The organism is Pseudomonas sp. GCM10022186, assembly GCF_042656385.1.
Taxonomy (GTDB): Bacteria; Pseudomonadota; Gammaproteobacteria; order Pseudomonadales; family Pseudomonadaceae; genus Metapseudomonas.
This window is the reverse complement of record NZ_JBHSOU010000060.1, coordinates 145,444-171,354: the sequence shown is the minus strand read 5'-3', so window position 1 is coordinate 171,354 and position 25,911 is coordinate 145,444. Positions and strand designations below refer to the sequence as shown.

The following is a 25,911-nucleotide window of genomic DNA, read 5'->3' as shown; positions in this document are numbered from 1 at the left end:
AACAAGAAGCGCCCCGGCGCCGGAGAACCCGCCATGCGTTACCAGACCGACTTCGCCCCGCAGCGGTTGGCCGATGCCCCCCGCATCCTCCGGATCGGCGCCTGGTCCCTGCATTACCAGGCCTTCTCCCGCCACGCCGAGGACGGCCGCGAACCGGTACTGATGCTCGGCGGCGCGTTCCAGAGCTTCCGCTCCTTCGGCGCCGAAGTGCAGGAACTGTTGCCGCACCACCCGGTGATTCTCCTCGACCTGCCCGGCCAGGGCGGCAACCTGCAGCTGGCGCCGGAACTCTCCCTGGAACAGCTGGCCGACCTGATCGCCGCCTTCGCCGAGGAACTGCGGCTGCCGCCCCTGATGCCCATCGGCCTGTCCTATGGCTCGGCCCTGGCGGCGCTGTTCGCCGTGCGCCATCCCCGCTGTTGTGCGCGCCTGCTGCTGGCGGGCATCACCGCCTTCGGCCGCCCCGGTGCGCGACGCATGCTCGAGGAAGGTCTGGACCTGCTGGCCGAGAACCAGGCCCAGCGCTTCGCCCAGGGGGCGCTGACCAGCCTGATCAACCCCCTGCGCCTGGAAGAGACCGGTGTCTCGCAGACCTTTCGCAAGACGCTTTTACGGCAGATGCAGCGCCTTTCCCCACAGGAAGTCGAACGTTACCTGCAGAATAGCCGCCGATTGCTGGATTTCACCGGCTTCGACCGGCACCCGGGCTGCCCCACCCTGGTCCTGGCCGGTGAATACGATCACTTCACCCAGCCCTGGGAGCACGCCGGATTCGCCGCCGCCTGCGCCGATGCCGATTGCGCGCTGATCCACAATGGCGACCACCTGGCCCAGTTCGAGCAACGCGAGGCTTGCGCCAGCTTCTACCGTCCGTTCCTCCAGGGCGCCGCCCTGCCCCTGGCCAGCCCGGGCGCCACGCGCCTCTCGCGCAGCCGCCTGGACCACCTGGAGCGGCGCCAGGAGCCCCGGGTGGCACCGCTGAACCGGCGCGGTCGGTTGCGGCACGCCGAGGCGGGTGAACTTTCAGTGGAGGTCTGCGAACTGGGCTTCTTCGGCGGCCTGCTACAGGGGGACCTGCCGACCGACCTGCCATCCCGTGGCTGGAGCCTGCAGGCTGGCGGCCTGCCGCCCCTCGACCTGCTTCCCCTGCGGCGGGATGGCGACAGCCTGGCGCTGATGTTCACCCACACCGAGGCCACGGCGAGCGACGCCCTGGCGGCCCAGGTGGGACAAACGGAAATCCGCGCATTCTCCTGCGCCTGAGTCGGCGCGCTTCTTTTTTTGTGGGGGCGAATTCATTCGCAAAGGGACGCGACGCGTACCCCTGGAGGTCTGAAGGCCGGTTCTGCGGATCGGTTAGCGAATGAATTCGCCCCCACAGAGGTCCATGCCCTGGTCAATCCCGGTATCACACCTGCGCTTCGACCACCCGCACCAACGCCGGCCCGGCGTCCTGCGGAGCGGCATCCAATTCCTTCGGCTCATGCACCCGCACCTCACCGAAGCCACAGGCCATGAAGCCCTGGACGATGGCCGCCTCATCCCGGTAATGCAGGTGGTAGCTGCCACGGGTCAGCCGGCCCACCAGGTCGATGCCCCAGCGCAGCTGGCGATAGCGTGGGTGCTCGTGCAGGTCCGGATAGAGGTCGGTGAGATAGGTGGCGCCAGGGAACCGGCTCATCTGCGTCGCCAGCCTTGTCCAGAAGGACTCGATCACCGGCCGTTCGAAGTAGTTCACCAGCCCTTCGGTGATCACCAGCACGGGCGCTTCGCGGTCCAGTCCGGAAAACAGCAGCTGCAGGTCATTGCCGCCCTGCTCGGCAAGGATATCCACAGGACGCACCTGGTGCCGCGCATCCAGCCAGCCTTCCTCATGCAGCAGCAGGCGCTTGCGCGCCGCCATGGGCGGCAGGTCGGCCTCCAGGTAGCGCAGGTCGGGGTAGTGGCTGCAGAAGCGCCGCCCCCGGGGCGACAGGCCGCAGGCGATTTCCACCACCTGGCGCACCCCGCCTTGCTCGATGGCCTCGCGCAGCAGGGCGTCGATCAGCAGGTGGCGCTGCAGCAGGAAACGCTCCACGTCCAGCCCGAAGGCCAGGCGTGCGCCCCAGCTGAGCGGCGTCAGCGCGGCATGGGCGAAACGCCCGAACGGTGTGACGAAGGATTCCTCGGCCAGCTGGTGGCGATACCAGACGTAACCGGTGTAGTGGGCGCTGGGGGTGATATGGGCACTGTCGACGCGGGCGGCTCGGGACATGGCGACGGGCTCTTGTTATCTTGCGTGACGATTCCGACGCCGGGCTTCAGCTTCGGCTCAGCATGGCTTCCGTATAATCGCCAGCCTATTCCCAGCCGGAACCCAGCGACACCCCCATGCCCCGCGATCCCATCCTAAGTTTGCCCTGGCCCGGTGCCCGCCCGCTGACGGACACCTTCTTCGACCGCGACGCCCAGCTGGTGGCTCGGGAACTGCTGGGCAAGGTGATCCGCCACCGCATGGATGGCCTCTGGCTGTCCGCGCGCATCATCGAAACCGAGGCCTACTACCTGGTGGACAAGGGCAGCCACGCCTCCCTCGGCTACACCCACAAGCGCCGGGCGCTGTTCCTCGATGGCGGGCACATCTATATGTACTACGCCCGTGGCGGCGACTCGCTGAACTTCAGCGCCCATGGCGCCGGCAACGCGGTGCTGATCAAGTCCGGCCACCCCTGGGTGGATGCCATCTCCCCCGCCGATGCCCTGGCCGCCATGCAGCGCAACAACCCCGACGCCCAGGGCGGGCCACGCCCGTCCGAGCGCCTCTGCTCGGGGCAGACCCTGCTGTGCAGGGCCCTCGGCCTGAAGGTGCCGGACTGGGACGGCCAGCGCTTCGACTGGCAACGTCTGTTCGTCGAGGACGTCGGCGAACGCCCAACTACCATCATCCAGACCTCACGCCTGGGCATCCCCCACGGCCGTGACGAACACCTGCCCTACCGTTTCGTCGATGCCGGCTATGCCCGCTTCTGCACGCGCAACCCGCTGCGCCGCGGCCAGGTCGAAGGACGCGACTACCAGCTGATCGAGGACATCCACCCATGAGCCAATGGTTCGACCAGGCCACCGCCTGGCTGGGCGCCAACCCGGAGTGGCTGGGCCTGGCCATCTTCCTGATCGCCTGCATCGAGTGCCTGGCCATCGCCGGGATCGTGGTCCCCGGTGTCGCCCTGCTCTTCGCCGTCGGGGTGATGGCGGGCAGCGGTGCCCTGGAACTCTGGGAAACCCTGGCGCTGGCGTATATCGGTGGCCTGCTGGGCGACCTGATCTCCTACGGCCTGGGCCGACGCTTCCACCAGAATATCCGGCGCCTGCCCCTGCTGCGCGATCACCCGGAGTGGATCAGCGGCGCCGAGAACTACTTCCATCGCTACGGCGTCGCCAGCCTGCTGGTGGGCCGCTACATCGGCCCGCTGCGACCCATGCTACCGATGGTGGCGGGCATGCTCGACATGCCCTTCCCGCGCTTCGTCGCGGTGAGCATGCTGGCCGCCGCCGGCTGGGCAGTGGCCTACCTGGTACCCGGCTGGGCCACCGGTGCCGCCCTGCGCCTGCCGCTGCCGGAAGGCTTCTGGGGCGAGGCCGGGGTGGTGATCGTGGTGGTGGCGGCCGTGCTCGGCCTGATCATCCACAGCACCCTGCAGGAAAAGCGCTCGGCCAATCCGCTGGCAGCCGTGCTGTGCCTGGCCGCCCTCGGCGCCATGCTGATCGGCTGGCCGCACCTGCAGGCGCTGGACCAGGGCCTGATGGCGCTGATCCAGGAGCAGCGCAACGCCAGCCTGGACCGGCTGATGGTGCTGATCACCCGCATGGGCGACTTCAGCACCCAACTCCTCGCCGGTGCCCTGCTCGCCGCCCTGCTGCTGGCACTGCGCCAATGGCGCCCGGCCTGCTTCACCATCGGCGCCCTGGTGGCCACGGCACTGGCCAACACCGGCCTCAAGCACCTCTTCGCACGGGCCAGGCCGGAGGTGCTCAGCGAGCCGCTGAGCACCTTCAGCTTCCCCAGCGGCCACAGCTCGGCGGCCTTCGCCTTCTTCCTGGTCCTGGGGATTCTCGCCGGTCGCGGCCAGCCGGGGCGCCTGCGCCTGACCTGGCTGCTGCTGGCCTGCCTGCCAGCCCTGGCCATCGCCCTGTCGCGAGTCTACCTCGGCGTACACTGGCCCACCGACATCATCGCCGGCGCGCTGCTGGCCGGTGGCATCACGGCTGCCGGCCTGGCGCTGATGCAGCGTGCGGCGCCCCTGACGGCCATGAGCCCGCGGGTATGGTTGCTGGTGCTGCCGGCCTGTCTGGCCCTGCTCGGCGGCGTCGCCACCTGGGCGCTGCCGGAAGCCCTGGCGCGCTACAGCTACTAGGCGATGGCTGCCAGGCTCCTGTAGGGGCGAATTCATTTGCACTTGGGAAACCACGTCCTTGGGACGTGGTCATGAGTCATCGGCTCTGCCTGTGACGATTCGAATGTCCGGGCTGGCAGGATGAAGCCGATCCGGTAGGGTGCGCCGTGCGCACCGGCGGTTTGACGTGGTGCCGAAGCCGATCCCGGAATCGGTGCGCGCAGCGCACCCTACGGTCCAGGCCAGGCGAAAGGGGGCGGTCTTGTGCACGGGGGAGGATTCGCCCCCTTCCAGGGGGCCAAAAGCAAGTCCACGTTCTACAAACGTGGATGTTTACTTGTAGGGGCGAATTCATTCGCCAAGCAGGACGCAGTCCTGCCATAGGTTGGTGCGGGCCGCGCAGGTCAGAGCGAAAATACCCAGCCACGGATCAGGCGATGGATTCGCCCTGGAGCTGATCGAGCAGGCCTTGCAGGAAGTCCAGGCGCTCGTCGGGATCGGTCAGGGTCAGCAGGTGCAGCTTTTCCTTCAGGTGAAACGGCAGCAGGTAGGCCAGCTGGTTGGCCAGGGCCTGCTGCCCCTCCACCACACCGCCCATGCCCAGCCCCTGCACCATGGGGTGCTCGGCCAGCGCATTGAGCAGCGCCGCCAGATCGGCGTGCTGCGCCCGCAGCGGCCGCTCGGGCTCATCGACCAGCCACTCCACCTCGGCCAGGGTCAGCTGGTCGCGCAGCACCTCGGCCGAGCTGACATGGAAGCGCCGGCCGCCCTCGACCCGGATACCCAGCAGGCCGTTCGGCCGCTGCTGCCAGTCGCGGATCAATGCCTCGCAACCGATGGCGGCGAAGCGGCTGGCGGCCTCGCCCACTTCCTGGCCCTCGAGGATGCAGACCACGCCGAACCCTTCCCCCTGTTTCATGCAGCGCCCGACCATGTCCAGGTAGCGCGCCTCGAAGATCTGCAGGTCCAGGGTGCAACCCGGGAACAGCACGGTGTTGAGCGGAAACAACGGCAACTTCATGCATCGACCTCAAGCAATCATGGCAACGGCCAGGGGCAGCAGGACCGCGGTGGCGACGCCCATCAGACTCATCGCCAGGGCGGCGAAGGCACCGCACTCCTCACCTTCCTGCAGCGCCCGTGCGGTACCTACGGCATGGGCGGTGAGCCCCAGGGCCATGCCCTGGGCGGCCGGGTGATGAACGCCGCAGCGGCGCAGCAATTCCGGCCCCAGTATGGCGCCGAGCACGCCGGTGATCAGCACGAACACCGCCGCCAGGGCGGCCACGCCGCCGAGCTGCTCGGCCACCAGCATGGCGATGGGCGAGGTCACCGACTTCGGCAGCAGCGTCATCAGCACCATCTGTTCGGTGCCGAACCACCAGCCCAGCAGTGCTACCGACAGCGTAGCGAAGACCCCACCGAACACCAGCGTCAGCAGCGTGGGCCAGAACAGCTGGCGAATCCGCCGCAGGTTGAGAAACAGCGGCACCGCCAGGGCGACGGTGGCCGGGCCGAGGAAGACCGTCAGCAGCTGGGTGCTCTGGCGGTATTCCTGGTAACCGATGCCGAAGGCCAGCAGCACGCCGATCAACAGCAGCATGGACAGCAGCACCGGCTGCAGGAACACCCAGCGGGTCTTCTCGTAAGCGGCCAGCGCCAGCTGGTACGCCGCCAGGGTCATGCCGAAGCCGAACAGGGGATGGTGCACCACCGCATCGACGGCGGCCTGCCAGCTGGCGCTCATGGCTCCTCCCGATGGCGCCCCTGGCGCTCGATGAGTTTCTGCATCAGCCAGCCGCAGAAGACGAAGGTAACCAGCAGGGACAGTACCAGGACGCCGACTATGGCCCAGAAGTCGGCCCAGATGGCCGTGGCGTAGACCATCACGCCCACCGCCGGCGGCACCAGCAGCAACGGCAGGTAGCGCAGCAGGCTGCTGGCGGCCAGGCTCAGCGGCTCGCTCACCTCGCCTCGGGCCAGGAGGTAACAGAACAGCAGCACCAGACCGATGATGGGTCCGGGCAGCATGGACAGGAACAGGGCGTTGAGCCCGCTGCCGATCAGCTGGAACAGCACCAGCCAGGTCAGTCCGCGCAACAGCATGAAAATCTCCATGGGTGAGGCCCGGCCAGGCACGCCTCGGCCGGGACGGGGGCATTATAGGCCCGCCCATAGCCGCGCTATAACCCGCCATTCGCAGGGGCCATTGCACCTTGACCGGTCCACCCAGGCATGTTGATCTACGCCCTGCACGCAAGACGGGGCGGCCGGACCCCGCACCAGAAGAATTATTACAACACTGCATCCACGGAGGATGACGTATGGCGTTCGTACCAGTAGCGGAACTGAAGAACTACGTTGGCAAGGAACTGGGGCACTCGGACTGGGTAACCATTGATCAGCAACGCATCAACCAGTTCGCCGAGTGCACCGAAGACCACCAGTTCATCCACGTCGATCCGGAGCGCGCCAAGCAGACCCCCTTCGGCTCCACCATCGCCCACGGTTTCCTCAGCCTGTCGCTGATTCCCAAGCTGATCGACGGCCTGCTGGTCATGCCCGAAGGCGTGAAGATGGTGGTCAACTACGGCCTCGACACCGTGCGCTTCATCCAGCCGGTGAAGGTGGATTCCCGCGTGCGCCTGGCCGTGAAGGTGATCGACGTCACCGAGAAGAATCCCGGCCAATGGCTGATCAAGGCCCTCTGCACCCTGGAGATCGAAGGCCAGCAGAAGCCCGCCTATATCGCCGAGTCCCTGAGCCTCTGCTTCGTCTGAGCCAGAAGCCGTCCGCCCAAAAAAGCCCGCAATAGCGGGCTTTTTTGCGCCACACTGATGGGCAGATGCCTGCGCAAGGACCCCCGATGAAGCCGCTTCTGCCCCTCACCTTCGCCCTGCTGCTCGCGGCCTGTGGCGAAGGGGAACCCCTGACCCCGCCGGACGCCCGCCTGCCGGATGGCTCCCGCTATCGCGGCGAGTTGGTCGACGGCCTGCTGCAGGGCCCGGGGCGCCTGGACTACAACAACGGCACCTGGTTCGAGGGACAGTTCAAGGACGGCCAACCCGAAGGACAGGGCGAATGGCACGGCCCCAATGGCCTGGTCTATGTCGGCGAATTCCGCGCCGGCCTGTTCCATGGCCAGGGGCGCCTCGCCTATGGCAACGGCACCACCTACGAGGGCGGCTTCGCCCACAATCAGTTCGACGGCGAAGGCACCCTGCGCCAGAGCGGCATCACCTACCGCGGGCAATTCCGCGGCGACAAGTACCATGGTTTCGGCATCCTCGAATGGCCCGACGGCAGCAATCACCAGGGTCTCTTCAGCGCCGGACAGCCGGATGGCGAAGGGGTGCGCACCGACGAGGCCGGCAATCGCTTCAGCGGCCGCTTCCACCGCGGTCAACTGGAAGGCCAGGGCGCCTACCAGGGCGAAGACGGTTCCCACTACATCGGCGAGTTCAAGAACAGCCTGTTCGACGGCAAGGGCCGCTTCAGCAGCGCCGACGGCGACGTCTGGAGCGGCAGGTTCAAGGAAGGCAACCTGGTCGGCCAGGGCGAATTCATCGGTGCCGACGGCAGTCACTACCAGGGTCATTTCAAGCACTGGCGCTACCAGGGCGAAGGCAAGCTGTCCCTGGCCGACGGCAGCCGCTACCAGGGCCACTTCAATGACGGCCTGTACAGCGGCAGCGGCAACCTGACCCAGCCCGGCGGCAAGCGCGAATCCGGTGTCTGGCAGGACGGCACGCGCATCCGCGACGAACAGGGCAAGGCCCTCCCCGACCCGCTGGAGCTCGGCCTGCTGGCCCAGGGCCACCTGCTCGACCAGGCGATCGATGCCGTGCCGGCGTCCACCCCGGCGGTGGAGCTCTACTCCATCGCCCTGGCCGGCGACGGCCGCCAGAGTGTCTTCCTGCGCGAGGCGGACTACGTGTCGAAACTGCTGGCCGACCGCTTCGGCGCCTTCGGCCAGATCACCCTGGTCAACCACCGCGAGCACATGGCCGACCGCCCCCTGGCCACCCGCGAAAGCCTGTCCCGCGCCATCCAGGCCGTCGCCCGACGCAGCGGCCCGGAGGACCTGGTGTTCATCTACCTGACCAGTCACGGCTCGCCGACCCACGAACTGGCCCTGGAACAGCCCGGCCTGCGGTTGGGCCACCTGCCGGCGCAGGAGCTCGCCAACCTGCTCGCACCGCTCAGGGACAGGTACAAGGTGCTGGTGGTCTCCGCCTGCTATTCCGGCGGTTTCATCCCGCCCCTGAAGGATGAGAGGACCCTGATCATGACCGCTGCCCGCTCCGACCGGGTTTCCTTCGGCTGCTCCGAGGAGAACGACTTCACCTACTTCGGCCGCGCATTGTTCGCCGACGCCTTCAGCGAGACCGACGACCTGGAACGGGCCTTCGGTATCGCCAGGGAAAAGGTCGCGGAGCGCGAGAAGGCCGACGACTTCGAAGCCTCGGAGCCGCAGATCTGGGCGCCCAAGGCCGTCACCGCCCGCTGGCGGGCAATGCGCGAGCACCAGGCCGAGCAGGCCCTGACCGCGCAGAGCGAGGCGGGCCCCGACAAAACCGCCCGCAGCCACTAAGCTCAGTTTGTATCAGCGGAGAAACAGCATGCATCTGACGCCCCAGCGCATTCTGCTCGCCGGCGCCACAGGACTCACTGGCGAGCACCTGCTCGACCGACTGCTCAATGAACCCACGGTGGCGCGGGTCCTGGCGCCGACCCGCCGGCCCCTGGCCGAGCACCCGCACCTGGAAAACCCCGTCGGCCCCCTGGTCGAACTGCTGCCACAGTTGCAGGGCCGTATCGACACCGCCTTCTGCTGCCTCGGCAGCACCATCCGCCAGGCCGGTTCCCAGGAAGCCTTCCGCGCCGTCGACCTGGAGATGGTCCTGACCTTCGCCCAGCGCGCCCGTGAACTGGGCGCCCGACACTTCATCGTAGTCAGTGCGATAGGCGCCAATCGCGCCTCTCCGGTCTTCTACAACCGGGTCAAAGGCGAAATGGAAGAGGCCCTGAAAGCCATGGACTGGCCGCAGCTGACCATCGCCCGCCCATCATTGCTGATGGGGCCACGTGGCGAATTCCGCATCGGCGAGCGCCTGGCCGCGCTGTTCATGCGCTGGCTGCCGGGCAAGTACCGCGGCATCGGCGCCTGCACCCTGGCTCGCGCACTCTGGCGCCTGGCGCTGGAGGAGGAAGACGGCGTGCGCATCATCGAGTCGGACGACCTGCGTCGCCTGGGCCGTTGACCAGCGGGGACTGGGCAGGCGTGGAGACAGCGGTTAGCCTTGACGCCCTGCCTCCGGATGCGAGCCCTGCCATGCGTACCCTCACCACCCTGCTCGGCAACAGCCAGAAACTCGATGGCGGCGCCATGTTCGGCAACGCCCCCCGCGCCCTCTGGGAGCGCTGGATGGTCCCGGACGCCGAGCACCGCATCGACCTCGGCTGCCGCGCCCTGCTGGTCCAGGACGACGGTCGCAACATACTGGTCGAAACCGGCATCGGCGCGTTTTTCTCCCCCGAACTCAAGCAGCGTTTCGGCGTCCAGGAAGAACGCCACGTGCTGCTCGACAGCCTGGCCCAGGCCGGCCTGACCGATGCCGATGTGGACATCGTACTGCTCACCCACCTGCACTTCGACCACGCCGGCGGCCTGCTCGCTCCTTGGGAGGATGGCCAGCCGGCGCGCCTGCTGTTCCCCAATGCCCGCTTCGTCACCGGTCGCCGCCAATGGGAACGGGCCTGCAAGCCCCATCCCCGCGACCGCGCTTCCTACATCCCGGAACTGCTCGAACTGCTGGAGAACAGCGGCCGCCTGGAATTGATCGAGGAAGGCGGCAGCAGCGAAAGCCTGGGCAGCGGCTGGCGCTTCCACTGGAGCGACGGACACACGCCCGGCCAACTGCTGCCGGAACTGGACATGCCCGATGGCCCGGTGCTGTTCAGCGGCGACCTGATCCCCGGCGCGCCCTGGGTGCACCTGCCCATCACCATGGGCTACGACCGTTTCCCGGAAGGCCTGATCGAAGAGAAGGAAGCCCTGCTGGCCGACCTGCTGGCGCGCAATGGCCGCCTGGTCTTCACCCACGACCCGGCCATCGCCATGGGCCGCGTGGTGCGCGACGGCAAGGGGCGCTACGGCCTGGCCGACAGCCTGGCGGAAGTACGCGGCCTGGCGGCTTGATGCGCGGTTGACGCCGCGCCATCCACTGCTCAAGGATTCGGATTTTTACAGAGGGATCGCCCATGAGCCTTGAATCGGTACGCGCCTTCCTTGCCGGAAAGGCGCCCGAGATCGACATCATCGAACTGCAGACCAGCACCGCCACCGTGGCCCTGGCCGCCGAGGCCCATGGCGTGGAGCCCGGTCGCATCGCCAAGACCCTGGCCTTCCGCGTCGGCGAGGACGCCGTGCTGGTGGTGGCGCGCGGCGATGCACGCATCGACAACCGCAAGTTCAAGGAAGCCTTCGGCGCCAAGGCCAGGATGCTGGACGCCGAGACGGTGGAAAAGCTGACCAGCCACCCGGTGGGCGGCGTCTGCCCCTTCGGCCTGGCCACCCCGCTGCCGGTCTATTGCGACCGCTCCCTGCAAGCCTTCGACGAGATCCTGCCCGCGGCTGGCGCCATCCACAGTGCGGTACGCATCGCCCCGGACCATCTGGCCGAGCTGGTGGAAGCGCAGTGGGTCGATGTCTGCCAGGAGCTGGCCTGAGGATTGCCTTGGTGTAGGGGCGAATTCATTCGCCAAGGGATGCGCAGCATCCCCCCGCGAATCCAGAAGCCGGCCCTGCGGCCCGGTTGGCGAATGAATTCGCCCCTACAGGTTTCTGCCGACCTCTATACCCACCAGTAACCTCCGGCCGGCGCCATCCACAGTGCGGCGCGCATCGCCCCGGGCCATCTGGCCGAGTTGGTGGACGCACAGTGGGTCGATGTCTGCCAGGAAACGGCCTGGAGGCTGCTCTTGGTGTAGGGGCGAATTCATTCGCCAAGGGATGCGCAGCATCCCCCCGCAGATCCGGGGGCCGGCCCTGCGGCCCGATCGGCGAATGAATTCGCCCCTACAGGTTTCTGCCGCCGGTAACCCCAGCCCTGTAGGGTGGATAGCGCTTTTCTATCCACCATGGGCCACCTGGAGATTGCCGGTGGAAATCCGCCACCGGGATTTCCACCCTACACGGGAAACGACTCAATACCCGCCCGTAACGCCCAGCACCACGCCCAGTTCCGCCGCCACCGCGAAGGGCAGCAGCAGGGTGTCCAGCAGCGCGCTGGCCGGCAGGTCGAGGGCCGGATAGCGCGGCGGTTCCACACCGAAGCGGTCCATGGGGCAGCAGCCGCCGTTCAGGGAATACCAGTCCAGGCGGGTGCCGGAATAGATGATCGGCGCCCCCGGCTTGGCCGCGTTGAGGGTGCCGACGCTGGCGCAGCCCTGCAGCAGGAGCGGCGCCAGCAGGGCCGCGGCCAGTCGTCTAGTCATCGACGCCCTGATGGTGCTCGCCCCAGCGCGGCAGCATGTCCTGGGGGATATCCAGCAGGTTGAGGATGCGCGCCACCACGAAGTCCACCAGGTCGTCGATGGTCTGCGGCTGGTGGTAGAAGCCCGGCGAGGCCGGCACGATGACCGCGCCGAGGTTGGACAGCTTGAGCATGTTCTCCAGGTGGATGCTGGAGTAAGGCGCCTCGCGCGGCACCAGGATCAGTTGGCGGCGCTCCTTCAGGGTCACGTCGGCGGCGCGCTCGATGAGGTTGTTGCAGGCGCCGCTGGCGATCGCCGAGAGGGTCCCGGTGGAACAGGGCACCACCACCATGGCCGCCGGCGCGCCGGAACCGGAGGCCACCGGGGCCATCCAGTCCTCCTTGCCGTAGCAGCGGATCTGCCCGGGCGCGGCACCGGTGTATTCGCTGAGGAAGGCCTGCATCGACTGGGGCTTGGCCGGCAGGGTGACGTCGGTCTCGGTGGCGATCACCAGTTGCGCCGCCTTGGAGATCAGGAAGTGCACCTCGCGGTCTTCCTGGATCAGGCAGTCCAGCAGGCGCAGGCCGTACTGGGCGCCCGAGGCGCCGGTCATCGCCAGGGTAATGCGGGAAGGTCCGCTCATGGCCAGCTCCTCAGTCTTCCAGGGCCTTGGCCAGCTTGCCGTGCAGGCCGCCGAAACCGCCGTTGCTCATGATCACCACCTGGGTGCCGGGGCGGGCCAGCGCCTTGACCTCGGCGATGATGCTCTCCAGCGACGTGCAGACCTGCGCCGGCACCGGGCAGGCCGTGGCGGTCGCCGCCAGGTCCCAGCCGAGGTTCGGCGGCGCGTACCAGAACACCTGGTCGGCCAGCTTCACCGAATCCGGCAGGCCGTCGCGGTGGGCGCCGAGCTTCATGGAGTTGGAGCGCGGCTCGATCACCGCCACCACGGGGGCGTCGCCCACGCGCTTGCGCAGGCCGTCGAGGGTGGTGGCGATGGCGGTGGGGTGGTGGGCGAAGTCGTCAAAGATGGTCACGCCCTTCACCTCGGCCACCTTCTCCATGCGCCGCTTGACGCTCTTGAAGGCGGACAGCGCGGCAACGCCCAGCTCCGGCACCACGCCCACATGGCGGGCGGCGGCCAGGGTGGCCAGGGCGTTGGCCACGTTGTGCTGGCCGGTCAGCTCCCAGTCCACGGTGCCGGCGACCGCGCCTTCGAACAGCACCTCGAAGCGCGAGCCGTCCTCGGCCAGCAGACGCGCCTGCCACTGGCCGCCTTCGCCGGTGGTCTGCACGGGCGTCCAGCAGCCCATCTGCAGCACGCGGGTGATGGCGGTCTCGGCGGTCGGGTGGATGATCAGGCCCTCGCCCGGGATGGTCCGCACCAGGTGGTGGAACTGCCGTTCGATGGCCGCGAGGTCGGGGAAGATGTCCGCGTGGTCGAATTCCAGGTTGTTGAGGATCGCGGTGCGCGGGCGGTAGTGGACGAACTTGGAACGCTTGTCGAAGAAGGCGCTGTCGTACTCGTCGGCCTCCACCACGAAGAAGGGGGTGCCGCCCAGACGCGCGGAGACGCCGAAGTTCTGCGGCACGCCGCCGATCAGGAAGCCCGGGCTCATGCCGGCGTGCTCCAGCACCCAGGCCAGCATGCTGGTGGTGGTGGTCTTGCCGTGGGTACCGGCCACCGCCAGGACCCAGCGGCCCTGCAGCACGTGGTCCGCCAGCCACTGCGGGCCGGAGACGTAGGGCAGACCCTTGTTCAGCACATGCTCCACCGCCGGGTTGCCGCGGGACAGGGCGTTGCCGATCACCACCAGGTCCGGTGCCGGATCCAGGTGGGCGGGCTCATAGCCCTGCATCAGCTCGATGCCCTGGGCCTCCAGCTGGGTGCTCATGGGCGGGTAGACATTGGCGTCGGAGCCGGTGACACGGTGGCCAAGTTCCTTGGCCAGCACCGCCAGCGATCCCATGAAGGTGCCGCAGATGCCGAGGATGTGGATATGCATGGATGACCTCTGAAACGGGCCGCCCCGGCCCGGAAAAAACTTGTCGCAGGTTAGCACAGCGGCCCCGTCCGGCGCCCGGGAGGCCGGCATGGTCTCCCGCCGCCGCCGTTCGACCGCAACCCGGGGCAAAAGGTCGACGCCCCCCTTCCCGCGCCATGACAAATGGCGCTTGCCAAGTACCCGGGCTTGGCAATAGGCTGCACTGGTCTGACCGGTAATACCACAACAACAATTAATGCATTCGCCCCTCACCTCCGCTCCCAGCGGGATCCGGCGAATGCGCCGAACGGAGACCACCCCGATGCTTCTCAAGCTCTGCTCCCGCTCGATATTCCTGCAAGTCGTGATTGGCCTGGCGATCGGCGTCCTCTGCGGCGTCGCGCTCCCCGAACTGTCGTCCCAGCTCAAGCCCCTGGGCGACGCCTTCATCAAACTGATCAAGATGCTCATTGCGCTGATCGTGTTCTGCGTGGTGGTCAACGGCATTTCCGGTGCGGGCGACCTGAAGAAGGTCGGGCGCATCGGCCTGAAGGCGGTGATCTACTTCGAGGTGCTGACCACCATCGCCCTGGTCCTCGGCCTCGCGGTGGCCTACGGCATGGGCCTGGGCGACGGTGCCAACATCGACCTCTCCAGCCTCTCCGGCAAGGACGCCGCGGCCTACACCTCGGGCGGCTCGCACCTCCACGGGCCGGTGGAGTTCATCCTCGGGCTGATCCCCGGTTCGGTGTTCAGCGCCTTCGCCGAGAACAACATCCTCCAGGTGCTGCTGTTCGCCGTGCTGTTCGGCAGCGCCCTGAACCTGGTGGGCGAGCAGGCCAGCGGTGTCTCCAAGCTGATCGGCGAAGTCAGCCACGTGATCTTCCGCATCATGGGCATGATCGTGCGCCTGGCGCCGCTGGGCGTGTTCGGCGCGGTGGCCTTCACCACCAGCCGCTACGGCATCGAATCCCTCAGCCATCTCGGCGCCCTGGTGGCGGTCTTCTATCTCACCTGTGCACTGTTCGTCCTGGTCGTGCTCGGCGGCGTGCTGCGCCTGTGCGGCGTGCCGCTGCTGCCCTTCCTGCGCTACTTCCGCGAGGAACTGCTGATCGTGCTCGGCACCGCCTCGTCCGATGCCGTGCTGCCGCAGGTCATGCGCAAGCTCGAACGCTTAGGCATCCGCAGCTCCACCGTAGGCCTGGTGATCCCCACCGGCTACTCCTTCAACCTCGACGGTTTCTCCATCTACCTGACCCTGGCCGTGGTGTTCATCGCCCACGCCACCGGCACGCCGCTGTCCGTCGGCGACCTGCTGACCATCCTGCTGGTGTCCCTGGTCACCTCCAAGGGCGCCCACGGCATTCCGGGCTCGGCCCTGGTGATCCTCGCCGCCACCCTGACCGCGGTACCGGCCATCCCCGCCGCCGGCCTGGTGCTGGTACTCTCGGTCGACTGGTTCATGGGCATCGGCCGGGCCCTGACCAACCTCATCGGCAACTGCGTCGCCACCGTCACCATCGCCCGCTGGGAAAACGACATCGACCTGCAGCGCGCCCAGGACATGCTCGCCGGCGGCGGCAACGGGCAGGATGACGGCTCCATGCAGCTGCGCACGCAACTGGTCAGACCGGGAAAAACGGATGCCTGACGGCGGCTGGCGCTCCACCCGGGGCGCCGCTTCGTCGAGGGATTCCAAGCATTAGGGAGGTTCAATGTTCTCGTCATCCAAACTGGTCAATTCGATCGTGCAGAAGCTGCTCGAACCCATCGAACAGGGGCAGTGGGCCGCCGGCCAGATGCTGCCGGGGCAGCGTGAACTGGCCGAGCAGCTGGAGATCAGCCGCCCGAGCCTGCGCGAGGCCATCACCGTGCTCGAAACCCTGGGCGTGGTCCGCTCGCTCCCGGGCAAGGGCGTGATGGTGCTGGAGCGCCGCGGCCAGCCCCTGGCCGAGGTGCAAGTGCCGGGCGCCGCCACCACCGGGGACGTGCTGCAACTGCGCTATGCGCTGGAGCCCTTCGTCGTCGGCCTGGTGGCGCAGACGGTGGACGACAACGCCCTCAGCCAGCTGCGCCTGCTGGTGCTGGACATGCGCGAGGCGGTGGAGGATCGCAATCCCACGGCCCTGGCGAGCGCCTACTCGGCCTTTCACCGCAAGCTGGTGGCGATCACCTCCAACCCGATCTTCCTCAGCGTGTCCCGGCAGATCGGCACGGCCCTGGAGCAAAGCGAGGGAAAGGTGCTGCACAGCCCGGAGCATGCCGAGCAGGTGCTCGAGGAACACGAGACCATCCTGCGCGCCATTCGCCGCCATGACAGCGAGCAGGCCAGCCGGGCGATGCGCCAGCACATCCTCAACGAAGGCGTGCGGCTGAACATCGACCTGCGCCTGCCCGAGACCTGACGCGGCGCCCGCGCCGCCCCACGGGGCCCCGGAACAGGGGCCACCCAGTCGACACTTCACGCGATGCGAGGTGGGACCATGCACGACACCAACATCACAACCTCCGCCCCGATCGGCAGAGACCTCCAGGGCCAGACCCGCGCCCCCGGACACCTGGTCTACGAAGCCCTCTACACGGCGATCCTCAACCGCCGCCTGGCCCCCAGCACCCGGCTCAGCAAGGAGACCCTCGGCCGCATCTTCAGCGTCAGCACCGGCACCGTGCAGCGCGCGCTCACCCGCCTGGCCGAGGAAGGCGCAGTGGAACTGGCGCCGAACCAGGTCGCCTCCATCGCCCGCCCCTGCGAGCGGCACGCCCGAGAGCTGCTGGAAGCGCGCCTGATGATCGAGTCCCAGGCCATCCGCCTGATCGGCGACCGCCTCACGCGGGAGCAACTGGACGAACTGCGCGCCATGGTCGAACGCCAGCGGCAGTGCCTGGCCAGCGGCGACCACGCCGGCCTGATCGACCAGGCAAACCGCTTCCACCTGCGCCTGGCCGAGCACTCCGGCAACCCCTGGCTGCCGGACTTCCTCGCCAAGCTGCTGCGCCGTGCCGCGCTGAGCATTGCCCTGAGCCGCAGCCGCGCCTATAGCGAAGCCGCCTGCGACGAACACCAGGCGGTGGTGGACGCCCTGGGAGAAGGCGATGCGGAGCAGGCCAGCGAGCTGATGAAACGGCACCTGACCGGACTCTTCGCCCGGCTGCGCTTCACACCGCCGCCCACGGAAGACCTGCGCGCCGCCTTCCAGGGCAGGCTCGATCCCCTCCAGCGTCGCCGGGCCTAGGCACGGCGTCCGCGGACCGTTTCCAGGAACGCCTCGATGATCCGCCGCGAGCCCTGCTCGCGCAGGCACACCAGGGTCTCGGTCATGCACTGCAGGCAGTCGCGGATCGGCAGCACATGGACGTTGGCGCTGGCCCCCACTTCCGCCGCCGAGACCAGGCCGACGCCCAGGCCCGCGGCGACCATCTCGAAGGTCGCCTCGCGGCCCTCCACCTCGATGGCCGGGCGGATCGACAGCCCCGCGCGCTGCATTTCGTCTTCGAGGATCTGCCGGGTCATGGAACCACGCTCGCGCAGCACCATGGGCATGCCGTCCAGGTCGGCGAGGACGATGGAGTCACGCGCCGCCCAGGGGTGCGAATGGGCGACGAAGGCCACCAGCGGGTCGCTGCTCAGCACCTGAGTGATCAGGCCGTCGTCCTCCACCACCCGCCCGAGCAGGGCGAAATCCGCCTTGTACTCCTGCAGCCGGCGCAGGCACTCGTCGCTGTTGCCGGTGACCAGGCTGACGCGGATGCCCGGATAGCGCTCGCAGAATCGCGCGATGTGCCCCAGCAGGTGCACTGGCGAATCCACCGCCAGGGTCAGGCTGCCGGTTTCCAGGGCCCGCGAGGTGGACAGCAGCTCCTGCGCCTCGGCTTCGGCGGCGAACAGCCGTTGGGTGATGGCCAGCAGGCGCTCACCGAGGTCGGTCAGTTGCACCGAGCGTTTGTTGCGGTTGAACAGCAGGATGCCGAAACGCTCCTCCAGCTTGCGCACCTGGTCGGAAACCGCCGGCTGGCTGAGGAACAGGGCCTCGGCCGCGCGCGTGAAATTGCCGTGCACCGCCACGGCATGGAAGGCCTTGAGCTGGGCCTGGGAAACCGCCATCCGCCATCGCCTCTATAAATAAGCTGAAGTTATTTTTGAAATACTATAAATCGATTTTATTTATTTTTCCGGAATTGGTTCCATCTCTCCACCGCAACGCGCCCTCACCAGAACAACGCTGGAGACGATCATGACCAAAGCCGAATTCCCGACCTCCACCCAGCCGCTGGCCGCCCCCGCCCTGGGCGAGCCCTACCTGCTGACCCCCGGCCCGCTGACCACCTCCAAGGCCACCAAGGAAGCCATGCTGCGCGACTGGGGCTCCTGGGACGGCGCCTTCAACCTGGTGACCGCCGAAGTGCGCCAGGAACTGCTGTCCATGGCCGGCGTGCAGGACGACAGCTTCGCCTGCGTGCCCCTGCAAGGCAGCGGCAGCTTCTCGGTGGAAGCGGCCCTGGCCACCGCCATCCCCCGCGACGGCAAGTGCCTGATCCTGATGAACGGTGCCTACGGCCAGCGCGCCGCCAAGACCCTGGACTACCTGGGCCGCGCCTACCTCACCCTGGACAAGGGCGACTACCTGCCGCCGCAACCGGAGGAAGTGGACGCCCTGCTGCAAGCCAACCCGGACGTGACCAACGTGTTCCTGGTCCACTGCGAGACCAGCTCCGGCATCCTCAACCCGCTGCGCGAGATCGCCGACGTGGTGAAGGCCCATGGCAAGAGCCTGATCGTCGACGCCATGAGCTCCTTCGGCGCCGTGCCGCTGACCGTCAACGAGGTCGCCTTCGACGTGCTGGTGTCCTCGGCCAACAAGTGCATCGAAGGCATCCCCGGCTTCGGCTTCGTGATCATCCGCCGCTCGCTGCTGGAAGCCGCCAAGGGCCGCGCCCACTCCCTGGCCCTGGATATCTACGAACAGTGGATCTACATGGAGCGCACCGGCCAGTGGCGCTTCACCCCGCCGACCCACAGCGTGGTGGCCTTCCGCGCGGCGCTGGAACAGCACGCCGCCGAGGGTGGCGTGCCGGGCCGCCTGGCGCGCTACAGCCGCAACCGCGATGTGCTGGTGGCCGGCATGCGCGAGATGGGCTTCAGGACCCTGCTGGAAGACCGCTGGCTGTCGCCGATCATCACCACCTTCTTCAGCCCGGAACACCCGAACTTCGAGTTCAAGCGCTTCTACGAGGAACTGAAGGCCCGCAGTTTCATCATCTACCCCGGCAAGCTGACCGTCGCCGAGAGCTTCCGCATCGGCTGCATCGGCCAGATCGACGAGCACATCGTCCGCCAGCTGCTGCGCGCCATCGCCGACACCCTGGAGGTGATGGGCGTGGACATGACCGCCTGAGTCGAGAGGCGATCTTTCAGGTCACCCGCCATTCCTGAGCCGGTTCCGCTGCGGGTAGTGGAGCCGGAGGCGCGGTGACCTTTTTCTGAAACATCCCTGTAGTAAACCGACCGCTCGGCCACGCCGGGCAGGAGCCAGGACTAGCGCCGAACCACATCCACACGCCTGACGCCACGGCCGCTGCCATCTGACCAAGGCCGTGCGTTTAGACAGCCCAGCAGCAAAACAACAACAACCTCCCTATTTGCACTGTCCGGCATACCCATACGGGGTCAGAACCATGAACAACAACGCAGGTACCCTGCACAGCGGCTGGAAGTCACTCCAGCGCTGGCGCGTCCAGATCTTCCTCATCACCTGGCTGGCCTACGCCGCCTTCTACTTCACCCGCAAGGCCTTCTCCGTCGCCAAGCTCGGCATCGGCGAAGACCCGAGCTTCGAACTCGACAAGGCCGCGATGGCCAATCTCGATGCCCTCTACCTCACCGCCTACGCCATCGGCCAGTTCACCTGGGGCATCTTCGCCGACCGTTTCGGTCCGCGTGTGGTCGTCCTTGGCGGCCTGGTGATCTCGGCCCTCGCGGCCGTCGCCATGGGCACCTTCGCCACCCTGCCGATCTTCGCCACCTGCATGGTGATCCAGGGCCTGGCCCAGTCCACCGGCTGGTCGGGGCTGTGCAAGAACATCGGCAGCTTCTTCGCCACCGGCGAACGCGGCCGCGTGCTCGGCTACTGGAGCACCTGCTACGCCTTCGGCGGCCTGGTGGCCACGCCGTTCGCCGGCTGGTGGGCCTACGAGGTGTTCCATGACTGGCGCATGTCGTTCATCTCCAGCGCCCTGGTGGTGTTCGCCGTCGCCGTGCTGTTCTTCCTCCTGCAACGCAATCGCCCGCAGGACGTCGGACTGCCGCCCGTGGAAGTGGAAGCCGAGCCGCAGGACCAGCGTGACGCGCCGCGCGAAAGCCACTGGAACGCCCTGCGCAAGGTGCTGAAGAACCGCACCGTGCTGGTGCTGGGCCTGGCCTACTTCCTGCTGAAACCCGCGCGCTACGCCATCCTCCTCTGGGGGCCGGTGATCGTCTACGAACGCATGCCGGCCATTGGCAAGGTCGCCTCGGCCATAGTCCCGACCGCCTTCGAAGTGGCCGGCCTGGTGGGGCCGATCCTGATCGGCTACGCCTCGGACAAGCTGTTCGGCGCCCGCCGCATGCCGGCCTGCGTACTCAGCCTGATCGCCCTTACCGTCTGCCTGGCGCTGTTCGTCCCGGCCATGCAGAGCGGCAGCCTGTACCTGGTGGTCGGCCTGCTGTTCATGATGGGCATGACCCTCTACGGGCCCGACTCGATGATCAGCGGTTCGGCCGCCATCGACTTCGGCACCCAGGATGGCGCCGGCACCGCCGCGGGCTTCGTCAACGGCTGCGGTTCGGTCGGCGCAATCCTCGGCGGCCTGCTGCCGGGCTACTTCGACACCACCACCGTGTTCCTGGTGTTCACCGCCGCGGCGCTGCTGGCCAGCCTGATGCTGGTGCCCTTCTGGAACAGCCGCCCACAAACCCTGAAAGCGCCGGACAGCGTTCCGCTCACCGGTCAACCGGCCCTGGCCGGCGCCAAATCCTGAACTCCGTTACCCCAACTGCAATCCGCTGGAGCCCTCGCCATGCAATACAAGCAACCCACCCAACTCAAAGCTGCCATCCTCGACTGGGCCGGTACCGTCGTCGACTTCGGCTCCTTCGCGCCGACCCAGATCTTCGTCGAAGCCTTCGCCGAGTTCGGCGTCGCCGTCTCCCTGGAAGAAGCCCGCGGCCCCATGGGCATGGGCAAGTGGGACCATATCCGCACCCTCTGCGACATCCCGGCGATCGCCGAACGCTACCGCGCCGCCTTCGGCCGGACCCCGACCGATGATGACGTCACCGCCATCTACGAGCGCTTCATGCCGCTGCAGATCGAGAAGATCGGCCTGCACTCGGCGCTGATCCCCGGCGCCCTGGACGCCATCGCCACCCTGCGCGAAACGGGCCTGAAGATCGGCACCTGCTCCGGCTACCCGGCGGTGGTGATGGCCAAGGTGGTGGAGCTGGCCCGCGAGAACGGCTACCTGCCGGACCACGTGGTGGCCACCGACGAAGTGCCCAACGGCCGCCCGCACCCGGCCCAGGCCCTGGCCAACGTGATCGCCCTGGGCATCGACGACGTGGCCGCCTGCGTGAAGGTGGACGACACCTGGCCGGGCATCCTCGAAGGCCGCAGCGCCGGCATGTGGACCGTGGCGCTGACCTGCTCGGGCAACGCCCTGGGCCTGAGCTACGAGCAATACAAGGCGCTGCCCAAGGACAAGCTGGACCAGGAGCGCGCGCGCATCGGCCAGATCTTCGAAGCCTCCCGCCCGCACTACCTGATCGACACCATCGCCGACCTGCCGGCGGTAATCGACGACATCAACAAGCGCCTGGCTCGCGGCGAGATGCCCCAGTCCAACTGATTGGAAGCGGGGTCTGCCGTCGGCCCCTCCCCCGGCGGGCAGGGATGCCCGCACCTCTGGTGAAAAAGCCCGGCCCCCGCAAAGGGGCCGGGCTTTTTTGTGCCTGGACCGGGATCGGCGGACGCTGTCAGTTGGCGGGCACGGTGATCACCGGCGCCTGCGGCGCAATGCCCGTTTCGGCCAGGGAGAACAGCACGAGGATGAACAGGAATTCCGACTTGGAGCGCATGTCCCGGTCGTCGATCCAGAACCAGTGGTCACGGTAGCGAACCGCTGCATAGGCATCGGCGGGTCGCCCCACGCTCGACTGGATACGTACCAGCGGCTGGTCCCAAGGGCTCGTCGGCGCGGGAAGGGCGGGCATCGGGTTGGCGCGCCCTTGCGCGACGTGCTCGGGGGGTGCCTCGATGGTCGCGGCTATTTCCGCAAAGATTTCCGACATGGAGCGCGTGAGCACGGCGACTTCGGTATCGCTCCTCGGCACCATGCCGAAGGTCAACGTCAGCTCGCTGGCGTCGGGACGCAGCTGGAGGATGTCGCGCACTGCGTGGCTATCCCTGGCGACGCTGTCCGGGACGCCACGGGAAATGATCATCAGTGAATTGTCATCGTCCCCGCGCGGACTGATGCGCATCCCGAGCGCCTCGGACCGCTGGATCCGCCGCAGGGTATCGAGCAACTGATAGAAACGCGGATCAGCGGAACGAATCCTCGTTGGAGATGTGGAGCGGTTGTAGACCCCGTTGATGGCGCGCGTGGTCAATTGGAGTACGCGGTCGACCGGGTAGCCCGCCTGGATCAGGGAAAACACCGCGCCCGGCGACAGCGGGCGCAGCAGGTAGCGCGAGAAGCGTTCCCCGGAGAGCGGCGTGTAGCTGATGGTCGGGCGATCCGTATAGCGGCCGGTGGCGAGCACGGTCTGACTGTCGCCATCGCTGGGAAACCCCGAGAACCAGCTGCTGCCCAGGCTGACCTGGCTTTCGATCGCGCTGGAGCTGATGACCGAAGAGACATCCAGATACACCGGCGCGTCGCCATAGCGCAGCTTGACGATATTGAGCAGCGTCTGCTCCTTCCAGGTGGATGCGAGCACGTCGCCATAATCCGTGCGGTCGCGCTGCACCGAAGCCGGCCCCAATGTGCCGCAGCCGCCCACGCAGCAGGCAGTGGCAAGCACCAGGACCAGGCGGATGTCGTGGAAGGGAAGCCTGCGCTCGAGAACCATGAACTCGCCCCTGTCGATACAGCACTGCCCGGCAGCACCACTGCGCCTCGATCAAGGCCTTCGGGAAATGGACCCGCAGCAGCAGATTCCTTGGGAAGCCTGCCTTGGCGGGCCATGCAAGGTAGGGAAAAGTGTAGCCACGGTTGGGGGCCTGCTGCCGGGCATTTCGGTTTGTCGGGGGCAACGAACCTGTGGGGGCGAATTCATTCGCCAAGGGATGCGCAGCGTCCCCCGACAACCCGAAGGTGGGTCCCTCGGACCGGTTGGCGAATGAATTCGCCCCTACAACTACCCCCGCGTCGCGATCGCATGCTTGCGCAGCTTGCGATACAGGGTGTTGCGGCTGATGCCGAGCTGCTCGGCGGTGCGGGTCATGTGCCAGCGCTGGCTATCCAGGGCGTTGAGCAGGGCCGTGCGCTCGGCATCGTCCAGGGGATTGACCTGCGGCTCGGGCGCGGCCGCTGCGGGTGCCGCGCGCCGCACCTCGCGGGGCAGGTCAGCCAGGCGGATGACGCCATCGTCGCAGAGCGCCGCCAGGGTGCGCAGCACGTTGCGCAGCTGCCGCACATTGCCCGGCCAGTGGTAGTCCAGAAGTACCTGGCGAGCGTCCTCGGCGAGGCAGATGCGCTGCCCCCGCGCCTCCTCCTCCAGCAGGTACTGCAGCAACTCCGGCTTGTCGCTGCGCTCGCGCAGTGGCGGCAGGTCGAGGATCAGGCCATTCAGCCGGTAGAACAGATCCTCACGGAAGCCGCCGGACTGGACCCGCGCCTCCAGCTCGCGGTGGGTGGCGCTGATGATGCGCACATCCACGGGCTGGGGTTCGCCGCCGATTGGGACCACCTGGCGTTCCTCCAGCACCCGCAGCAGGCGGGTCTGCAGGGCCAGGGGCATGTCGCCGATCTCGTCGAGGAACAGGGTGCCGCCGTCGGCCTGCTGCAGCTTGCCGCGCATGCCTTCCTTGCGTGCACCGGTGAAGCTGCCGCCGCGATAGCCGAACAGCTCGCTCTCGATCAGGGTTTCCGGGATGGCCGCGCAGTTCAATGCCACGAACGGCCGTTCGGCGCGGGAGCTGGCCTGGTGCAGGGCACGGGCGAAGGCCTCCTTGCCCGATCCGGTTTCGCCATTGATCAGCAGCGGCACGTCGCGCTCGTAAACCCGCAAGGCGCGGCGGAAGTCGTTCTGCAGGGCCAGGTCGCCCAGACAGATGTCCGGCCGACTGGACTTCACCGCTACTGTTGGGATGGGCTGGGGAATGCCGCGCGGCTGGCCGCGCAGGGCGGCGAACAGGGTGCGGCCATTGCGCGTGCGCAACGGCCAGCTGGTCACCGGCTGCGGGCTGGCGCGCCCCAGCAGGTCGTCCAGGCGGCAGTCGAAGAAGGCTTCCACCGGCTGGCCGATCAGGCGCTCGCGGGGGCTGCCCAGCAGGTTGATGGCGCTCTGGTTCACCGCACTGATCCGCCCTTCCCCGTCGAAGGCCAGCAACCCTTCGCTGAACAGGCCGATGTACTCGGCCTGGAGGTGGAAGCGCAACAGCCACTCGCCCTCGAAGCGGCGCAGGAAATAACAGCTCTCGATCATCTTCGCCGAGAGGTTGACCAGGGCCATGGTGTGGAACTGGCTCTGGCGCGAGACATCGTGTCGCGCGGACGACACATCCAGCACCGCCATCAGGTCGCCCTGGGGATCGAACACCGGGCTGGCGGAGCAGGTCAGGCCGGTGTGGCGGCTGCGGAAGTGTTCGTCCTGGTGGATGGTCAGCGCCTGGCGCTCCACCACGCAGGTGCCGATGCCATTGGTGCCTTCGCTGGACTCGCTCCAGTCGGCGCCGAGCCACAGCCCGGCGCGTTCGAAGGTGGGCCGTTCGGCATGGGCGGTCACGCAATTGAGGATGACCCCGCGGGCATCGGTGAGCAGCACAGCGTGGCCGGCCCCGGAGAGCTGGCGGTAGAGGTTGTTCATCTCGCCATTGGCCACCTCCAGCACCTGCTGCATGCGCTCGCGGCATTCGAGCATGCGCCCGTGCTCCAGCACGGTGGGCGCCACCGGCAGGGCCGGGTCGAGGTGGTAATCCTCCAGGCAGCGCAGCCAGGAGCGAGCGATCGAAGGGTCGGCGGCCGGCCCGCTGGCCTGCGCCTTCCCCTGTGCCAGGGTCATCACCTGTTGGGCGTGACGGCTGAGAGGATTCTGCATTGTTGTTCTTCTCCTGTGCGGACTTCCGGGGAGGCAGCCCTGGCCGTGGAACGGCACCCGCATCGGCGCAGCATCCCCCAAGCACAGGAGCCTTTGCAATGGCCGCCCGACCCGCCGGTCACCTGCTGTGCCAGCCTCGTGACAAAGTGTCACCCTCGACTGTGGCAGCCCTGCAACAGGTGTCGGACAACGCGTCATGCGAGCCCCCACGCAACCGCTCTGGAATGGGACTTCCGGCACCCTGGCCCAGCCCTTGCTCTACGGAGGACATACACCACCCTGCGTTATCTCCAACAAAACAAGAGACAGGAGAAACACCATGCGTTACGCCCAACCCGGTACCCCCGGCGCTGTCGTTTCCTTCAAGTCCCGTTACGGCAACTACATCGGCGGCGAGTTCGTCGCCCCGGTCAAAGGCCAGTACTTCACCAACACCTCGCCGGTGAATGGCCAGCCGATCGCCGAATTTCCCCGTTCCACTGCCGAAGACGTCGAAAAGGCCCTGGACGCCGCCCATGCCGCGGCTGACGCCTGGGGCCGCACCTCGGTCCAGGACCGCTCCAACATCCTGCTGAAGATCGCCGACCGCATCGAGCAGAACCTGGAAGTCCTCGCCGTCACCGAGACCTGGGACAATGGCAAGGCCGTGCGCGAAACCCTCAACGCCGACATCCCGCTGGCCGTCGACCACTTCCGCTACTTCGCCGGCTGCATCCGCGCCCAGGAAGGCGGCGCCGCCGAGATCAACGAAGGCACCGTCGCCTACCACATCCACGAG

Annotated in this window: 25 protein-coding genes; 15 read left to right on the top strand and 10 right to left on the bottom strand. The window is 67.5% G+C overall.

Annotated features, from left to right (window positions below):
* Positions 1 to 33 precede the first annotated feature (33 nt).
* Positions 34 to 1,263 (top strand): alpha/beta fold hydrolase, encoded by a 1,230-nt coding sequence (locus ACFPU0_RS19800; protein WP_377694977.1) that lies wholly within the window; start codon positions 34 to 36, stop codon positions 1,261 to 1,263.
* Between the two features lie 145 nt (positions 1,264 to 1,408).
* Here the strand turns inward: ACFPU0_RS19800 and ACFPU0_RS19795 are convergent, their stop codons facing one another.
* The gene (locus tag ACFPU0_RS19795) at positions 1,409 to 2,254 is read right to left on the bottom strand and encodes a class I SAM-dependent methyltransferase (RefSeq protein WP_377694976.1); all 846 of its coding nucleotides are present in this window, start codon (positions 2,252 to 2,254) and stop codon (positions 1,409 to 1,411) included.
* A gap of 116 nt (positions 2,255 to 2,370) precedes the next feature.
* Here ACFPU0_RS19795 and ACFPU0_RS19790 point away from each other — a divergent pair, with 116 nt between their 5' ends.
* Together ACFPU0_RS19790 and ACFPU0_RS19785 are read left to right on the top strand one after the other, a co-directional pair.
* Entirely contained in the window at positions 2,371 to 3,081 is a 711-nt protein-coding gene (locus ACFPU0_RS19790; protein ID WP_377694975.1) for a DNA-3-methyladenine glycosylase, read from the top strand.
* Positions 3,078 to 4,394, top strand: coding sequence for a bifunctional DedA family/phosphatase PAP2 family protein (locus ACFPU0_RS19785; RefSeq protein ID WP_377694974.1), 1,317 nt, complete (start codon positions 3,078 to 3,080; stop codon positions 4,392 to 4,394). The genes ACFPU0_RS19790 and ACFPU0_RS19785 overlap by 4 nt, the downstream gene beginning before the upstream one ends.
* A gap of 409 nt (positions 4,395 to 4,803) precedes the next feature.
* Here ACFPU0_RS19785 and ACFPU0_RS19780 read toward each other — a convergent pair whose 3' ends face one another.
* Genes ACFPU0_RS19780 through ACFPU0_RS19770 form a run of 3 tightly spaced genes read right to left on the bottom strand, consistent with a single transcriptional unit; the run spans position 4,804 to position 6,479 of the window.
* Complete coding sequence (locus tag ACFPU0_RS19780) at positions 4,804 to 5,394, bottom strand: LON peptidase substrate-binding domain-containing protein (protein WP_377694973.1); 591 nt, start codon at positions 5,392 to 5,394, stop codon at positions 4,804 to 4,806.
* Positions 5,395 to 5,403: 9 nt separating this feature from the next.
* The gene (locus ACFPU0_RS19775; protein ID WP_377694972.1) at positions 5,404 to 6,120 is read right to left on the bottom strand and encodes an LrgB family protein; all 717 of its coding nucleotides are present in this window, start codon (positions 6,118 to 6,120) and stop codon (positions 5,404 to 5,406) included.
* The gene (locus ACFPU0_RS19770) at positions 6,117 to 6,479 is read right to left on the bottom strand and encodes a CidA/LrgA family protein (RefSeq protein ID WP_377694971.1); all 363 of its coding nucleotides are present in this window, start codon (positions 6,477 to 6,479) and stop codon (positions 6,117 to 6,119) included. The genes ACFPU0_RS19775 and ACFPU0_RS19770 overlap by 4 nt, the downstream gene beginning before the upstream one ends.
* Positions 6,480 to 6,697: 218 nt before the next feature.
* Here ACFPU0_RS19770 and ACFPU0_RS19765 point away from each other — a divergent pair, with 218 nt between their 5' ends.
* The 5 genes from ACFPU0_RS19765 (at position 6,698) to ACFPU0_RS19745 (ending at position 11,105) form a co-directional block, all read left to right on the top strand.
* Positions 6,698 to 7,153, top strand: a complete 456-nt coding sequence (locus tag ACFPU0_RS19765; RefSeq protein ID WP_377694970.1) for a MaoC family dehydratase — start codon at positions 6,698 to 6,700, stop codon at positions 7,151 to 7,153.
* Between the two features lie 86 nt (positions 7,154 to 7,239).
* The gene (locus ACFPU0_RS19760) at positions 7,240 to 8,967 is read left to right on the top strand and encodes a C13 family peptidase (RefSeq protein WP_377694969.1); all 1,728 of its coding nucleotides are present in this window, start codon (positions 7,240 to 7,242) and stop codon (positions 8,965 to 8,967) included.
* 28 nt (positions 8,968 to 8,995) lie between these two features.
* Complete coding sequence (locus tag ACFPU0_RS19755; protein ID WP_377694968.1) at positions 8,996 to 9,637, top strand: oxidoreductase; 642 nt, start codon at positions 8,996 to 8,998, stop codon at positions 9,635 to 9,637.
* 71 nt (positions 9,638 to 9,708) lie between these two features.
* The gene (locus tag ACFPU0_RS19750; protein WP_377694967.1) at positions 9,709 to 10,575 is read left to right on the top strand and encodes an MBL fold metallo-hydrolase; all 867 of its coding nucleotides are present in this window, start codon (positions 9,709 to 9,711) and stop codon (positions 10,573 to 10,575) included.
* 62 nt (positions 10,576 to 10,637) lie between these two features.
* Complete coding sequence (locus tag ACFPU0_RS19745) at positions 10,638 to 11,105, top strand: YbaK/EbsC family protein (RefSeq protein WP_377694966.1); 468 nt, start codon at positions 10,638 to 10,640, stop codon at positions 11,103 to 11,105.
* A 477-nt stretch (positions 11,106 to 11,582) separates the two neighbouring features.
* Here the strand turns inward: ACFPU0_RS19745 and ACFPU0_RS19740 are convergent, their stop codons facing one another.
* Genes ACFPU0_RS19740 through mpl form a run of 3 tightly spaced genes read right to left on the bottom strand, consistent with a single transcriptional unit; the run spans position 11,583 to position 13,858 of the window.
* Complete coding sequence (locus ACFPU0_RS19740) at positions 11,583 to 11,873, bottom strand: YceK/YidQ family lipoprotein (RefSeq protein WP_377694965.1); 291 nt, start codon at positions 11,871 to 11,873, stop codon at positions 11,583 to 11,585.
* On the bottom strand, positions 11,866 to 12,495 hold the full coding sequence (gene ubiX / locus ACFPU0_RS19735; RefSeq protein ID WP_377694964.1) for a flavin prenyltransferase UbiX: 630 nt from the start codon (positions 12,493 to 12,495) through the stop codon (positions 11,866 to 11,868). The genes ACFPU0_RS19740 and ubiX overlap by 8 nt, the downstream gene beginning before the upstream one ends.
* A gap of 10 nt (positions 12,496 to 12,505) precedes the next feature.
* Positions 12,506 to 13,858, bottom strand: a complete 1,353-nt coding sequence (gene mpl, locus ACFPU0_RS19730) for a UDP-N-acetylmuramate:L-alanyl-gamma-D-glutamyl-meso-diaminopimelate ligase (RefSeq protein ID WP_377694963.1) — start codon at positions 13,856 to 13,858, stop codon at positions 12,506 to 12,508.
* A 301-nt stretch (positions 13,859 to 14,159) separates the two neighbouring features.
* On the opposite strand from mpl, the gene ACFPU0_RS19725 reads away from it, so the two are divergent.
* The 3 genes from ACFPU0_RS19725 to ACFPU0_RS19715 all read left to right on the top strand — a co-directional run bounded on the left by ACFPU0_RS19725 (position 14,160) and on the right by ACFPU0_RS19715 (position 17,070).
* A complete protein-coding gene (locus ACFPU0_RS19725; protein ID WP_377694962.1) occupies positions 14,160 to 15,488 on the top strand; it encodes a C4-dicarboxylate transporter DctA in 1,329 nt (442 codons plus the stop codon).
* A 64-nt stretch (positions 15,489 to 15,552) separates the two neighbouring features.
* Complete coding sequence (locus ACFPU0_RS19720) at positions 15,553 to 16,242, top strand: FadR/GntR family transcriptional regulator (RefSeq protein ID WP_377694960.1); 690 nt, start codon at positions 15,553 to 15,555, stop codon at positions 16,240 to 16,242.
* Between the two features lie 78 nt (positions 16,243 to 16,320).
* Positions 16,321 to 17,070 carry a GntR family transcriptional regulator gene (locus ACFPU0_RS19715; RefSeq protein WP_377694959.1) on the top strand — a complete coding sequence of 250 codons (750 nt, stop codon included), beginning with the start codon at positions 16,321 to 16,323 and terminating at the stop codon, positions 17,068 to 17,070.
* On the opposite strand, the gene ACFPU0_RS19710 is transcribed toward ACFPU0_RS19715, so the two are convergent.
* The gene (locus ACFPU0_RS19710; RefSeq protein WP_377694957.1) at positions 17,067 to 17,939 is read right to left on the bottom strand and encodes a LysR substrate-binding domain-containing protein; all 873 of its coding nucleotides are present in this window, start codon (positions 17,937 to 17,939) and stop codon (positions 17,067 to 17,069) included. The genes ACFPU0_RS19715 and ACFPU0_RS19710 overlap by 4 nt on opposite strands.
* Before the next feature lie 130 nt (positions 17,940 to 18,069).
* On the opposite strand from ACFPU0_RS19710, the gene ACFPU0_RS19705 reads away from it, so the two are divergent.
* The 3 genes from ACFPU0_RS19705 (at position 18,070) to phnX (ending at position 21,718) form a co-directional block, all read left to right on the top strand.
* Complete coding sequence (locus ACFPU0_RS19705; RefSeq protein WP_377694956.1) at positions 18,070 to 19,230, top strand: 2-aminoethylphosphonate--pyruvate transaminase; 1,161 nt, start codon at positions 18,070 to 18,072, stop codon at positions 19,228 to 19,230.
* A 280-nt stretch (positions 19,231 to 19,510) separates the two neighbouring features.
* A complete protein-coding gene (locus tag ACFPU0_RS19700) occupies positions 19,511 to 20,851 on the top strand; it encodes an MFS transporter (RefSeq protein ID WP_377694955.1) in 1,341 nt (446 codons plus the stop codon).
* Between the two features lie 39 nt (positions 20,852 to 20,890).
* A complete protein-coding gene (phnX, locus tag ACFPU0_RS19695) occupies positions 20,891 to 21,718 on the top strand; it encodes a phosphonoacetaldehyde hydrolase (protein ID WP_377694953.1) in 828 nt (275 codons plus the stop codon).
* A 127-nt stretch (positions 21,719 to 21,845) separates the two neighbouring features.
* Here the strand turns inward: phnX and ACFPU0_RS19690 are convergent, their stop codons facing one another.
* Positions 21,846 to 22,943, bottom strand: a complete 1,098-nt coding sequence (locus tag ACFPU0_RS19690) for a hypothetical protein (protein WP_377694952.1) — start codon at positions 22,941 to 22,943, stop codon at positions 21,846 to 21,848.
* Between the two features lie 288 nt (positions 22,944 to 23,231).
* The gene (locus ACFPU0_RS19685; RefSeq protein WP_377694951.1) at positions 23,232 to 25,133 is read right to left on the bottom strand and encodes a sigma-54-dependent Fis family transcriptional regulator; all 1,902 of its coding nucleotides are present in this window, start codon (positions 25,131 to 25,133) and stop codon (positions 23,232 to 23,234) included.
* 319 nt (positions 25,134 to 25,452) lie between these two features.
* Here ACFPU0_RS19685 and ACFPU0_RS19680 point away from each other — a divergent pair.
* Positions 25,453 to 25,911 (top strand): aldehyde dehydrogenase family protein (locus tag ACFPU0_RS19680; protein ID WP_377694949.1); only part of this gene is annotated, 459 nt, incomplete at its 3' end.